Here is a 12,610-nt window from a genome sequence, read left to right on the forward strand (position 1 = left end):
GCCAGCAGCGAAACGATAGACGAGGAAGATCTGTGTCTACGTACACACCGAAAGCCGGCGACCTGAGCCACCAGTGGCTCGTCATCGACGCCACTGATGTGGTGCTCGGTCGCCTTGCGGTACAGGCGGCGAGCCTGCTCCGTGGCAAGCACAAGCCCACTTTTGCCCCGCACGCCGACGGTGGTGACTTCGTCATCATCATCAACGCCGAGAAGGTCGCGATCTCCGGCAACAAGCGCGAGGGCAAGTTCCTCTACAGCCACTCCGGTCATCCGGGTGGTCTCCGCGCTCGTTCCGTGGGCGAGGTTCTCGAGAAGAACCCCGACCGTCTCGTGGAGAAGGCCGTCACCGGCATGCTCCCGAAGAACAAGCTCGGCCGCGCCATCGCCAAGAAGCTGAAGGTGTACGCGGGCCCGAACCACCCCCATGCCGCGCAGCAGCCGGTGCCGTTCGAGATCAAGCAGGTGGCCCAGTGACGGCGCCGGAGGAGCAGAGCGTGAATCCCGAAGAGTTCGCTGACAACGTCGACGTCGACAACGTCGAGGTTGCCGCGGACGAATACGTGGTCGAGGAGGCTGCCGAGGACTTCGCCGAGGCACCCGCCGAGCCGATCGTGTTCGATCGCCCGATCCAGACCGTCGGTCGCCGTAAGGAGGCAGTCGCTCGCGTCCGCCTCATGCCCGGCACCGGCAAGTTCGTGCTCAACGGCCGCACCATCGAGGATTACTTCCCGAACAAGGTGCACCAGCAGCTCGTGAAGTCGCCGCTGGTGACCGTCGAGCGCAGCGAGTCGTTCGACATCCACGCGAGTCTCCACGGCGGCGGACCGTCCGGCCAGGCCGGCGCTCTGCGTCTCGCCATCGCGCGTGCGCTGATCGAGGTCACCCCCGAGGACCGCCCGGCGCTCAAGCGCGCAGGCTTCCTCACGCGTGACCCGCGTGCGACCGAGCGTAAGAAGTACGGTCTCAAGAAGGCACGTAAGGCACCTCAGTACTCCAAGCGCTGATGTGTCGCCGACGCTGACCTTGTCAGCCTCGGCACCTGTTCGACCACGAGAGCAGGCGCCGGTAGAGAACTACTACCGGCGCCTGCTTTCGTGCATTCTGATTCGGGGGCAGTGCTCGTGGCGGCCTGTCTTCCGGCGACTCGACAGCTTCGACGTGAAGGACGTGTACATGGCCCGGTTGTTCGGCACCGACGGAGTTCGCGGAATGGCGAACGCCGGACTGACAGTGGAATTGGCGATGCAACTCGCGGGTGCTGCGGCGACCGTGCTCGCGCCGGGCCGCGACGGTCGTCGTCCGGTTGCAGTGGTGGGGCGCGATCCGCGTGCCAGCGGCGAGATGCTCGAAGCCGCCGTCACCGCGGGCCTTGCCGCAGCCGGTGTCGACGTCGTGTCGGTCGGTGTGTTGCCCACTCCTGCGGTCGCGTACCTCACCGGTGAGTACGCCGCAGATCTCGGCGTGATGATCTCGGCGTCGCACAACCCCATGCCGGACAACGGAATCAAGATCTTCGCCGCGGGCGGTCACAAACTCGACGATGCCGCCGAGGACCGTATCGAGGCGGCACTGCACGACGGTGTGACTCCGGCGCGGCCGACCGGGGCCGGCGTCGGCCGGATCCGGACCGCCTCCGACGCCGCAGATCGCTACCTTGCGCACCTCGCGAGTGCGACGAGCGTGTCGCTCGAGGGTGTCACCGTCGTCGTCGACTGTGCACACGGCGCGGCGTCGCACGTCGGTCCCGCCGCCTACGCCGCCGCCGGTGCCACGGTGATCGCGATCAGCGCCGAACCGGACGGCCTCAACATCAACGACGGCTGCGGGTCGACGCATCTCGAATCCCTGCAGAAGGCGGTACTCGAGCACGGCGCCGACCTCGGTCTCGGGCACGACGGTGATGCGGACCGCTGCCTCGCGGTCGATGCATCCGGTGCGGTCGTGGACGGCGACGCGATCATGGCGGTGCTGGCACTGAGCATGCGAGACCGCCGCGAGCTGCACGAGGACACTCTCGTCGCGACTGTCATGAGCAATCTGGGTCTGCACCTGGCGATGCGGGAGTCCGGCATCGAGGTCGTGACCGTCGGAGTCGGCGACCGGTATGTACTCGAGGAACTGCGTCGTGGCGGATTCTCCCTCGGAGGCGAACAATCCGGGCACGTCGTCTTCCCTGCACATGGCACGACCGGCGACGGTGTCCTGACCGGGCTGCGGTTGATGGAACGGATCGCATCGACCGGCACGCCCCTGGCGGAATTGGCCGCGGTGATGCGATCGCTCCCGCAAGTCCTCGTCAACGTCGCCGTATCCGACAAAGCGGCGGTCGCTGCGAACCGGGCGGTCGCGGAGGCTGTCGCGGAAGCCGAACGTGAACTCGGCGACACAGGTCGAGTGCTGCTGCGTCCGTCCGGCACCGAACAGCTCGTACGTGTCATGGTCGAAGCGGCGGAGGACGCCCAGGCACAGGCGGTCGCCGATCGTCTCGCCAAGGTCGTCGCCGGCGTCTGAGCGATCGCCGCCTGCGGGCAGTCGATTCTTTTCGTCGAAAGGGAACCGGATCCTCCTGCGCTGCGTCCAACTCTGTGACGGTGTCGACCGACACGTGAAGGAGTGGACGTGGAGCCACGATCCGAACTGTTTTCCGATGACCTGTTGTATTTCGACGACACAGCGGTCAGAGCCGTCGCCTCGACGGTGACCAGTTCCGCGGTAGCTGCAGACCGAGCCTGCCGCCGTGCCCTCGGAGCCCTGGAATTCGGGCCCCGGTACGCAGGGGAGAGGTATCGGACGCGCGGTGTTGCCGTCGAAGACGGTTACATGCGACTGCGGCGTGCGCTGGATGAGTGGACAGCGGCGACGAACCGGTATGCAGACGCTGCGGCCGCGGCAGCGGACGGATACCACGACCAGGAACGAACCACGGTCGACGCACTGCGCGAGATCCGGACGGAGCCCCCTCGATGAGTTCACCGAGCGCGCGTCTGAGCGACATGCTCGATGCCGGTGCACTCGGTCTGGACTTCTTCGCCGCGTACCTCCCCCGTGCCCACCAGGTCGGTATCGCAGGCCGGGTCACCGTCGAAGGGCTGGGCAGCCGCTACGACGAGCAGAACGGGCTCGACGTGTCGGTACTCGCGGACGACGCGGCCGTGTTCACCCGACTCGTGGCAGATCTGGCGAGTCGCATCGAGGAGCAGACGGATGGCGTGCGTGCGTTGCGTTCAGCGTGGCGTGGTGACGCCGGTGACCTTGCCCGCGACGACCTGGACCGAGCGGTGCAGCGCGGTGCGAAAGTGTTCGACGCGGTGCATGCCCTGGCCGGAGCATGTACGGGTGCGGTCGACGGCATTACCCGTGCGGTCGCCGAGAAGGCATATGAGATCGGGCAGTTCGCGGGTGGGTCGGTCGATGGCCGGACCCCGGAGGACATAGACGTCATCATTGCGGGAGCGCGCGACGGCGACGCTGCAGGCCCCACCGTCGAACAGGTGGCAAGTTGGTGTGCGGAATCCGGTACGCCGAGTCCCGGACCGGGCAGCGTGGCCGCGTGGTGTGAGCGATGGTTGCACGAGGTGTTCGGGCCCACGATCCAGGAACGAATCGACCGGTTCATCGCGACGTGCGATATCGCCGACGACACGGTCGACGACCACCTCTCCGCAGTTGCCCGGGCGTTCGACCTGCTCGACGCACCGGCACCGGCACCGGCACCGGCACCGGCGTCCGAGGGCGCGAGGTACCTCGGTGGTGGCTCCCGCGATACGGCCGGGATCACGGACGGGCCGACCGATGTGCTGCGAGCGGCAACCGATCTTGTGGATGCCGGTCGAGAACTCGTCGGGGCCGTTGCGGAATTGACCGGCGCGGTGGTCGATTTCGCGACGACAGCGGTGGAGGGAGCGACCGCCGTCGCGGATGCCGTCACGTTCGGTATCGTCGGGCCGAGCGTCGAAGGTTCTGTGTCTCCGCAGATCCTGCCCCCGCCGATCCTGCCCCCGCCGACAGGTCTGGCAGCGCATGCGGAACCTGCTCCTACTCCGCGGCCGGAATCCCTGTCCTCGGGAGCCCTGTCCTCGGGAATCCTGCCCTCGGAGCCGGAACTCCTGCCCCCGGAAAGTTCGCCGTCAGAAGGCGCGAGACCATCGGGTCCGGTGGTCGCTCAGGTGCCGGCCGGGGTCCGGGTCGATCGTCGTACGGGAGCGAACGCGGGCGCCGCGACCACCGACTCCGACGAAGCAGAGCCACCCACGGACGACGGAGACGGTGTCGTGCTGGCCGAGGCAGGCCCGTTGTGACCCTCTGCGTCAGAAGCTGAGCAGCGTGCTGATCCGGCTACCGAGATCCTGCTCGACCAGAGAAGGATCCGTGATCACAGTGGAGCCGGGTACTTCGGTGGTGGGATCGGCGAACGCCGCGTAGGTCTTGTCACCGGTGAGTCGATACAGGAGGAACCCTGTCAGCAGCGCCCGAGTGCGTTCCTGGGTCTTCCGTTCGGCGCCACCGAACCCGAGCGCACCGAGCAGCCGGCGGCCCTCGACGAGCCCTTGGTCGTCGGCGTCGTCGACGACGCGCAGCTGTACGTCCTCCCCACCCCACTGTTGGGCTACCGACACCGCGTCGCTGTTCATCGATCCGACGCTCTTCTCTCCGACGAGCACCAACCCGGGTGCTTCGACGCGAGCGGCGGCCTGGGCCGCGGACGGGGTGGTGGGGGTGGGATAGAGCGCCGCGACAGCGGCCACCCTGCGCTGTGCTGCAGCGAGGATCGCGGCACCGGCGCCGAGTCCGTGCCCGGCGAGGGCCAGTCGGTGTGGGTGCACGCTGATGCGACCGGTGCCCAGACGCACCCCGGTGCAGATGTCGAGGGTGGTCAGCAGATCGGTGGCGAATCCGATCGAGGAAGGGGCAGGCCCACGTTCGGTGCCGGGTGCGGCCGCCACGACCCCCCAGGACGCGAGGTGCTCGAGCAGTCCCGAGTACTTGCTGATGCCGGTCAACCAGCTGTGACCGAATGCCACCGCGGGAAGGTTGAAGCCTTCCGCAGGGGTATAGACGACGCCGGGGAGACCGGCGAGCGCGAGGTCGCCGCGGAGCACCGTATGGGGGCCGCGCTTCGAGAGTTGCCGAGCCAGGGATTTCGGGTTCGCCGCCACGGCGAGAACGTTAGCCGATCGAGTCGGGAGACGGGTGTGGTGATCGAGATGGGCGTGCCGCAGCGGTCCTGTGTAGCGCTCGCCACCGGGCCACCAGTGCGTTGTCGATGAGCCCTCCCTGCCAAGTACCCTGCTAACCATGTGCGGAATCGTGGGGTATGTCGGGCACCGCCGTGCCCTCGACGTCGTGGTGGAGGCCCTTCGGCGGATGGAGTACCGAGGTTACGACTCGGCCGGTATCGCCGTCCTCGACGGCGAGGGTGGCCTCGCTGTCGAGCGTAAGGCCGGTCGGCTCGCCAACCTCGAAGCCGAACTCGACGAGATCGGCGAGGACCGATTCGACGGCACGGCCGGGATGGGACACACGCGGTGGGCGACGCACGGTCGGCCCACCGACCGCAACGCGCACCCGCATCGCGATGCCAGCGGCCGGATGGCGGTGGTCCACAACGGCATCATCGAGAACTTCGCGCCGTTGCGCGCCGAACTCGAAGACGCCGGCGTCGAACTGGAATCCGACACCGACACCGAGGTTGCGGTGCACCTGGTGGCCCGTGCTTACGCAGAGGGGCCCACGGCCGGCGATTTCGTCGAGAGCACCCGCAGTGTGCTGCGCCGCCTCGAAGGTGCGTTCACGCTGGTGTTCGTGCATGCCGATCACCCCGGGACGATCATCGCGGCCCGCCGCTCGACACCGTTGGTCGTCGGTGTCGGCGACGGTGAGATGTTCATCGCCTCGGATGTGGCGGCGTTCATCGAGTTCACCCGCGATGCCGTCGAGCTCGGCCAGGACCAGGTCGTGGTGATCACGAAGGATTCGTACGAGGTCACCGACTTCGACGGCAACACCGATGTGCCGACGCAGCCGTTCACCATCGACTGGGATCTGGCGGCCGCGGAGAAGGGCGGCCACGACTACTTCATGCTCAAGGAGATCGAGGAGCAGCCCACCGCGGTCGCGGACACGTTGCGCGGGCATTTCGTCGACGGCCGGATCGTGCTCGACGAGCAGCGTCTGTCGGATCAGGAACTGCGCGACATCGACAAGGTGTTCGTCGTCGCGTGTGGTAGCTCGTATCACTCGGGTCTGGTGGCGAAGTACGCGATCGAACATTGGACGCGGCTGCCTGTGGAGGTGGAGCTGGCCTCGGAGTTCCGGTATCGGGATCCGGTGCTGGACCGGTCGACGCTGGTCGTGGCGATCTCGCAGTCGGGGGAGACCGCGGACACGCTCGAGGCGGTGCGGCACGCGAAGGATCAGAAGGCGCGGGTGCTGGCGGTGTGCAACACCAACGGTGCGCAGATTCCGCGTGAGGCGGATGCGGTGTTGTACACGCGGACGGGGCCGGAGATCGGGGTGGCGTCGACGAAGGCGTTCCTGGCGCAGATGGCGGCGAACCTGTTGGTGGGGTTGGCGTTGGCGCAGGCGCGGGGCACCAAGTATCCCGATGAGGTGGCGCGCGAGTATCAGGAGCTCGAGGCGATGCCCGCGAAGATCGAGCAGTTGCTGGGCGGGATGGAGCCGGTGCGGGAGTTGGCGCGGGAGTTGGCGGCGTCGCCCGCGGTGTTGTTCCTGGGTCGGCATGTGGGATATCCGGTGGCACTCGAGGGTGCGCTCAAGCTCAAGGAGCTGGCGTACATGCACGCGGAGGGTTTCGCGGCGGGTGAACTCAAGCATGGGCCGATCGCGTTGATCGAGGACGGGTTGCCCGTCATCGTCGTCATGCCGTCGCCGAAGGGACGCGCAGTTCTGCACAGCAAGTTGCTCAGCAACATCCGTGAGATCCAGGCGCGTGGTGCGGTGACCGTGGTGATCGCCGAGGAGGGTGACGAGACGGTGCGGCCGTTCGCGGATCACCTCGTGGAGATCCCGGCGTCGCCGTCGTTGCTTCAGCCGTTGTTGTCGACGGTGCCGTTGCAGGTGTTCGCTGCGGAGGTCGCGCAGTCGCGTGGGTACGACGTGGACAAGCCCCGTAACCTCGCCAAGTCCGTCACCGTGGAGTAGAGCAAGCACACATGAGTCACACGTAGAACAGGCCGAGCGACCGGGAGCACCGATGCGCAGCTACTACCCGTGCGAGCAGGTACGCGCCGCAGAAGCGCCTCTCCTTGCGGCCTTGCCCGAAGGAACGCTGATGCGCCGAGCGTCGTACGGGCTCGCTCGAGTGGTCGCCGATGAACTCCACACACGCACGGGCGCTGTCGCCGGCCGGAAGGTGAGCCTGCTCGTCGGTTCCGGTGACAACGGTGGCGACGCGCTGTGGGCAGGCACGTTCCTGCGTCGGCGCGGGGTCGCGGTGACAGCACTGCTGCTCGACGCCGAGCGCGCGCACCCCGCGGGACTCGCAGCGCTGCGCGCTGCCGGGGGTCGTACGGCGCCGGCGACGCCCGAGCATCTCGGTGATCCCGACCTCGTGCTCGACGGCATCGTCGGGATCTCTGGTCGTGGACCGTTGCGTCCGGCAGCCGCTGCTCTCGTCGATGCGATCACCGCGCCGATCGTCGCGATCGACACCCCGAGCGGTGTCGACCCCGACACCGGTGAGGTCGAGGGGCCGGCAGTGAACGCGGTCCTCACGGTCACCTTCGGCGCGCGGAAGCCCGTGCACATCCTGGCGCCTGCCCGATGCGGTCGTGTGGAACTGATCGATATCGGTCTCGATCTGCCGCCCGCGGACCTGGTGTCGGCGGAACCTGCCGAACTGGGCGCCGTCTGGCCGGTGCCCGGCGCCGACGACGACAAGTACAGCCAGGGCGTGGTCGGCATCGTGGCAGGCAGCGCGCACTATCCGGGAGCGGGGGTGCTGTGCACGGGCGCCGCGGTGGCCGCGACGTCCGGCATGGTGCGCTACGTCGGCAGTGCGGCGGCAGAGGTCCTCGCGCGCTACCCGGAGGTCGTCGCGGCCCCGACGTTCGACGCTGCAGGACGGGCGCAGGCGTGGGTCGTCGGGCCGGGCGGTGGTACCGACGAGCAGGCGGAGGACACGCTGCGCGATGTTCTGGCGACCGATCTGCCGGTGCTCGTCGACGCCGACGGACTGACCCTCCTCGCGCGCAACCCGTCGCTCGTGCGGGGGCGTTCCGCGCCGACACTGCTGACCCCGCACGCCGGGGAGTTCGCGCGGCTCACCGGCAGCGGCAACCCGCAGTCGGATCGTGTCGCTGCCGCGCGGGCGCTTGCCGCGGACTGGCAGGTGCACGTACTGCTCAAGGGCCATGCGACGCTCATCGCCCGACCGGACGGACACACGTTCGTCAACGACGCGGGTGGGTCGTGGGCGTCGACCGCGGGCGCCGGGGACCTGCTGTCCGGGCTCGTGGGAGCGTTGATGTCGTCGGGCATGCCGATCGACCTGGCTGCGGCGGCGGGTGCACGTGCGCACGCACTTGCCGCGAATCTCGCAGCGCGCGGCGAGGACGGCGAGAGAGCCGGAACTGCACCGGTATCGGCGAGCGCCATCTCCGAGCAGCTCCGTGCCGCGGTGCGAATTCTGCGGGCCTACGCATCCGAATCGTAATCGGACACACCCGGGCTCCCCGACGACGCCGATCGCTGCGGTGGCAGGATCAATCCATGTGACCGCCCTACAACGCACCCCGTCCACCGACCGCCGAGCACTTCCCCAAGCGGAAGCGATGATCGATCTGGACGCGGTCGCACACAACGTCAGGCGCCTTCGGGACTATGCCGGTGACGCAGCGGTCATGGCAGTCGTGAAGGCCGACGCCTACAACCACGGTGCCGTTCCGGTTGCTCGCGCCGCGCTCGCGGCGGGGGCACGTGAACTGGGCGTCACCACGCTCGACGAGGGGCTCGAACTGCGTGCCGCAGGAATCGATGCGCCCGTGCTCTCGTGGCTGCACACGGTCGACGCCGACTTCGCGCCCGCGATCGCGGCGGGTATCGAACTCAGCGTGTCGTCGTCGCGGCACCTCGCGGCCATCGTCGCGGCAGCCGAGACCACCGGTGACACCGCCGTCATCACCGCCAAGGTCGACACCGGCCTCAACCGCAATGGTGTCGCACACGACGAATGGCCCGATTTCGTGCGGGACGTCGCTCGAGCGCAGGCGTCCGGAGCGGTGCGGCTGCGGGGGTTGTTCTCGCACCTGGCACACGGCGACGAACTCGGCCACCCCGAGATCGATTCACAGCGCGACAGGCTCCACCAGGCCACCCACGACCTTCGACGTGTGTCGCTCACTCCGGAGGTCGTCCACCTGGCGAATTCCGCAGCCACCGTTACCCGCCCTGACCTGCGATTCGATATGGTCCGGCCCGGAATCGCGATATACGGGCTGACACCGATCCCCGAGGAAGGCGATTTCGGGTTCCGACCGGTGATGACACTGCGAACGAGGGTGGCGCTGGTGAAGAAGGTCTCCGCAGGTTCCGGGGTGTCGTACGGGCACCGCTGGATCGCCCCGACCGACACGACCGTGGCACTTCTGCCGATGGGGTATGCCGACGGGATCCGCCGCAATCTCAGTGGCCGGATCGAAGTGCTGCTGGGTGGGCGCCGACGCCCTCAACTGGGACGCGTCTGCATGGATCAGGTTGTCGTCGACCTCGGCCCGGACGGTGGGGGAGTACATGAGGGCGACGAAGCGTTGTTCTTCGGTGACGGACGTCTCGGTGAATGCGGAGCCCAGGACTGGGCGGATCTCCTGGACACGATCAACTACGAGATCGTGACCGGGGTGGGTGGCCGAACCGTCCGCACCTATGTAGGTGGCGAAGGAGGCGAGTTGCGATGACGCTGATGGGCCGAATGGGTCTGCTGGGCGCAAGCCTGGTGACACTCGCGTCATCCGCGGGGCTGTATGCCGTGCGGAGCGCCGGGATGCCCGCCACCGAGATGTACCAGGGAGAGGACTTCGACGCCTTACTGCAATTGCCCAAGCGGATCGTCATGACCGACGACGACGTCCCGCTCGTCGTGCGTGAATCCGGGCCGGCACGTGCTCCGCTGACCGTCGTCTTCGTCCACGGCTACTGTCTGCGCATGCAGTCGTGGCATCTGCAGTATCGGCACATGCTCGAGCGGTGGGGCGACGACGTCCGGATGGTGTTCTACGACCAGCGTGGCCACGGCGAGTCCGGCATGCCCGCCCTCGAAACGTGCACCATCGCGCAACTCGGACGCGATCTCGGCCGGATCATCGACGAGACCGCCCCCGGCGGGCCGGTGGTGGTGATCGGCCATTCGATGGGCGGCATGACGACGATCGCTCTTGCGTCGCAACGACCCGACCTGTTCGAGTCCCGAATCGTGGGAGTAGGGCTACTCGCGACCACTGCGGCGGGCCTCGACAAGAGTGGAATCGGCCGGAACCTCGAGAACCCAGTCATCGATGCCTTCCGGTACGCCGCGCGCACGGCCCCCGGGCTGGTGCAGGTAGCGCGCGGTATGGCCCGTGCGGTCGTCACGCCGATCCTGCGCGCGGCGTCGTACGGAACAGTGGTCAGCCCGCGCCTCGTCGAGTTGTCCGATCGGATGCTCGACGAGACTTCGGTGCTGACGATCGTGAACTTCTTGCGCACCCTCGAGATACACGACGAATCCGCCGCGCTCCCCGTGCTGGGTTCGGTACCGTCGCTCGTGCTCTGCGGCGACGCCGACATGGTGATTCCGTTCCCGAGTTCGGAGAAGCTTGCCGAGGCGCTCCCGGGATGCGAACTCAAGCGGGTTCGTGGCGGTGGGCACCTTGTGCAATTCGAGTTCCCGGAGGTCGTCGACCGTGCGATCGACCGGCTGATCCAGCGAGGTTTCGCGCATGACGTTTCGACCAGGCGAGCCGCAATTGTCTGACTCCGCCCACATCGAACTGCCGACCGTCGAGGACACCGAGGCTTTCGGCCGCCGTCTTGCACAGGATCTTCGCGCCGGCGACCTCGTGGTGCTCGACGGTCCGCTCGGCGCAGGCAAGACTGCATTGACGAGAGGTCTCGCAGCAGGGCTCGGGGTACAGGGCCGGGTGACGTCACCGACATTCGTCATCGCGCGCGAACACCGGCCGGGCAGTCGTGAAGGCGCTCCACCGGTAGGGCTGGTCCACGTCGATGCGTACCGACTGGGCGACGGCCCGAATGCCCTCGACGAACTCGATGCGCTGGACCTCGACACCGACCTCGGCGCGGCGGTCGTGGTGGTCGAGTGGGGCGGAGGACTCGTCGAGAAGCTCACCGACCGGCACCTGCGGGTGCGATTGCGTCGTGATCCCGAGTCCGATGTGCGTCGGGCGGAATGGGCCTGGGTGGACTGACCGACTCTGTGGACCGGGTATCCTGATGAATCGTGCTTGTGCTCGCCGTCGATACCTCAACACCCGCCGTGACCTCGGGTCTCGTCCGACACGGTGGTGAGGGAGACCCAGCCCACATCACCACGGTTGCTGTGCGCCTGACCGACAATCCACGTGCCCACGCGGAGATCCTCACCCCACAGATCCTCGAGTGCCTCGACGAGGCCGGATGCACTCCGGCCGACCTCGACGCGATCGTCGTGGGGGTGGGGCCGGGGCCGTTCACCGGCCTGCGGGTCGGCATGGTCACTGCCGCGGCATTCGGTGATGCCCTCGGAATTCCGGTTCACGGTGTCTGCAGCCTCGATGCGATCGCCGAGGACGTGCGCAGTGAAGCGCCCGACGGGGGTGATCTGCTCGTCGTCACCGACGCACGGCGTCGTGAGGTGTACTTCGCTCGGTACGACGGAACCCGAGGTCGTGTCGAGGGTCCCGATGTCCGCAAGCCTGCGGAGGTGCCGTCCGCGCCGTCACACCGTGTCGCGGGATCGTCCCAGCACACCGCCTTGTTCGATCTTCCCGCGGTGCCCGTGTACTCACCGTCGCCTGCAGGTCTGGTTGCAGCGGCATCGGCTGACCTGTGCGCGAGGACGCTCCCCGAGCCACTGATACCCCTGTACCTGCGCCGCCCCGATGCCGTCGCGACCGCGGATCGTCGCACATGAGCGTCCTCGTCGATGCACTCCGCGGCGATGATGTGGACAGGTGCGCAGAACTCGAAACCGTACTGTTCCCCGGTGACGACCCGTGGAGCGCCGCCGCGTTCCGCTCCGAACTCGCATCGGCCCACAACCATTACGTCGCTGCACGCGACGAGTCGGGAGCCCTCGTCGGCTACGCCGGACTGGCGCGGCTCGGCACCGGAATGGACCCGGAGTCCGAGGTGCACACGATCGGCGTCGACCCGGACGCGCGGCGCCGCGGGATCGGTGGGGCGCTGCTGGCAGAGTTGCTGCGTGTCGCGGATCGGTGGGGCGGCCCGGTGTTCCTCGAGGTCCGCACCGACAACGACGCGGCGATTGCGTTGTATCGACGTGAGGGTTTCGAGGTCGTGGGGACGAGGAAGCGTTACTACCAGCCGAGTGGGGCCGATGCGTACACCATGCGCCGCCCGGATCGGCGAGAGGAGCCACGACAGTGACCGGA

Annotated in this window: 13 protein-coding genes; 12 read left to right on the forward strand and 1 reads right to left on the reverse strand. The window is 67.8% G+C overall.

Annotated elements, in window-relative coordinates:
- The first annotated feature begins 32 nt into the window (after window positions 1-32).
- From rplM to ACFWCF_RS13840, 5 genes are all read left to right on the forward strand, one after another.
- Window positions 33-476, forward strand: a complete 444-nt coding sequence (rplM, locus tag ACFWCF_RS13820) for a 50S ribosomal protein L13 (RefSeq protein WP_378562132.1) — start codon at window positions 33-35, stop codon at window positions 474-476.
- Window positions 473-1,006, forward strand: coding sequence for a 30S ribosomal protein S9 (gene rpsI / locus ACFWCF_RS13825; protein WP_378562135.1), 534 nt, complete (start codon window positions 473-475; stop codon window positions 1,004-1,006). Before rplM ends, rpsI begins: the two co-directional genes overlap by 4 nt.
- A gap of 169 nt (window positions 1,007-1,175) precedes the next feature.
- Entirely contained in the window at window positions 1,176-2,513 is a 1,338-nt protein-coding gene (glmM, locus tag ACFWCF_RS13830) for a phosphoglucosamine mutase (protein WP_378562137.1), read from the forward strand.
- Between the two features lie 108 nt (window positions 2,514-2,621).
- Complete coding sequence (locus ACFWCF_RS13835) at window positions 2,622-2,969, forward strand: hypothetical protein (RefSeq protein WP_378562140.1); 348 nt, start codon at window positions 2,622-2,624, stop codon at window positions 2,967-2,969.
- A complete protein-coding gene (locus ACFWCF_RS13840; protein ID WP_378562143.1) occupies window positions 2,966-4,300 on the forward strand; it encodes a hypothetical protein in 1,335 nt (444 codons plus the stop codon). The genes ACFWCF_RS13835 and ACFWCF_RS13840 overlap by 4 nt, the downstream gene beginning before the upstream one ends.
- Before the next feature lie 9 nt (window positions 4,301-4,309).
- On the opposite strand, the gene ACFWCF_RS13845 is transcribed toward ACFWCF_RS13840, so the two are convergent.
- A complete protein-coding gene (locus ACFWCF_RS13845) occupies window positions 4,310-5,158 on the reverse strand; it encodes a hypothetical protein (protein ID WP_378562146.1) in 849 nt (282 codons plus the stop codon).
- A gap of 139 nt (window positions 5,159-5,297) precedes the next feature.
- On the opposite strand from ACFWCF_RS13845, the gene glmS reads away from it, so the two are divergent.
- The 7 genes from glmS (at window position 5,298) to rimI (ending at window position 12,605) form a co-directional block, all read left to right on the forward strand.
- Window positions 5,298-7,163, forward strand: coding sequence for a glutamine--fructose-6-phosphate transaminase (isomerizing) (gene glmS, locus ACFWCF_RS13850; protein ID WP_378562149.1), 1,866 nt, complete (start codon window positions 5,298-5,300; stop codon window positions 7,161-7,163).
- 52 nt (window positions 7,164-7,215) lie between these two features.
- Window positions 7,216-8,676, forward strand: coding sequence for an NAD(P)H-hydrate dehydratase (locus ACFWCF_RS13855; RefSeq protein ID WP_378562152.1), 1,461 nt, complete (start codon window positions 7,216-7,218; stop codon window positions 8,674-8,676).
- A 118-nt stretch (window positions 8,677-8,794) separates the two neighbouring features.
- Window positions 8,795-9,916, forward strand: a complete 1,122-nt coding sequence (alr, locus tag ACFWCF_RS13860; protein WP_378562578.1) for an alanine racemase — start codon at window positions 8,795-8,797, stop codon at window positions 9,914-9,916.
- Complete coding sequence (locus ACFWCF_RS13865; protein WP_378562155.1) at window positions 9,913-10,971, forward strand: alpha/beta fold hydrolase; 1,059 nt, start codon at window positions 9,913-9,915, stop codon at window positions 10,969-10,971. Before alr ends, ACFWCF_RS13865 begins: the two co-directional genes overlap by 4 nt.
- Entirely contained in the window at window positions 10,937-11,425 is a 489-nt protein-coding gene (tsaE, locus tag ACFWCF_RS13870) for a tRNA (adenosine(37)-N6)-threonylcarbamoyltransferase complex ATPase subunit type 1 TsaE (RefSeq protein WP_378562158.1), read from the forward strand. The genes ACFWCF_RS13865 and tsaE overlap by 35 nt, the downstream gene beginning before the upstream one ends.
- A 32-nt stretch (window positions 11,426-11,457) precedes the next feature.
- Complete coding sequence (gene tsaB, locus ACFWCF_RS13875) at window positions 11,458-12,129, forward strand: tRNA (adenosine(37)-N6)-threonylcarbamoyltransferase complex dimerization subunit type 1 TsaB (RefSeq protein ID WP_378562161.1); 672 nt, start codon at window positions 11,458-11,460, stop codon at window positions 12,127-12,129.
- Window positions 12,126-12,605 carry a ribosomal protein S18-alanine N-acetyltransferase gene (gene rimI / locus ACFWCF_RS13880; RefSeq protein WP_378562164.1) on the forward strand — a complete coding sequence of 160 codons (480 nt, stop codon included), beginning with the start codon at window positions 12,126-12,128 and terminating at the stop codon, window positions 12,603-12,605. The genes tsaB and rimI overlap by 4 nt, the downstream gene beginning before the upstream one ends.
- Window positions 12,606-12,610: the final 5 nt, after the last annotated feature.

It is taken from the genome of Rhodococcus sp. NPDC060090, from assembly GCF_042729855.1.
Classification (GTDB): Bacteria; Actinomycetota; Actinomycetes; order Mycobacteriales; family Mycobacteriaceae; genus Rhodococcus.

Coding starts and splice junctions, on each gene's coding strand:
- ACFWCF_RS13840 (WP_378562143.1), top strand. CDS start 2,966: ATGAGTTCACCGAGCGCGCGTCTGAGCGACATGCTCGATGCCGGTGCA.
- ACFWCF_RS13865 (WP_378562155.1), top strand. CDS start 9,913: ATGACGCTGATGGGCCGAATGGGTCTGCTGGGCGCAAGCCTGGTGACA.
- glmM (WP_378562137.1), top strand. CDS start 1,176: ATGGCCCGGTTGTTCGGCACCGACGGAGTTCGCGGAATGGCGAACGCC.
- glmS (WP_378562149.1), top strand. CDS start 5,298: ATGTGCGGAATCGTGGGGTATGTCGGGCACCGCCGTGCCCTCGACGTC.
- ACFWCF_RS13855 (WP_378562152.1), top strand. CDS start 7,216: ATGCGCAGCTACTACCCGTGCGAGCAGGTACGCGCCGCAGAAGCGCCT.
- rimI (WP_378562164.1), top strand. CDS start 12,126: ATGAGCGTCCTCGTCGATGCACTCCGCGGCGATGATGTGGACAGGTGC.
- tsaE (WP_378562158.1), top strand. CDS start 10,937: ATGACGTTTCGACCAGGCGAGCCGCAATTGTCTGACTCCGCCCACATC.
- alr (WP_378562578.1), top strand. CDS start 8,795: ATGATCGATCTGGACGCGGTCGCACACAACGTCAGGCGCCTTCGGGAC.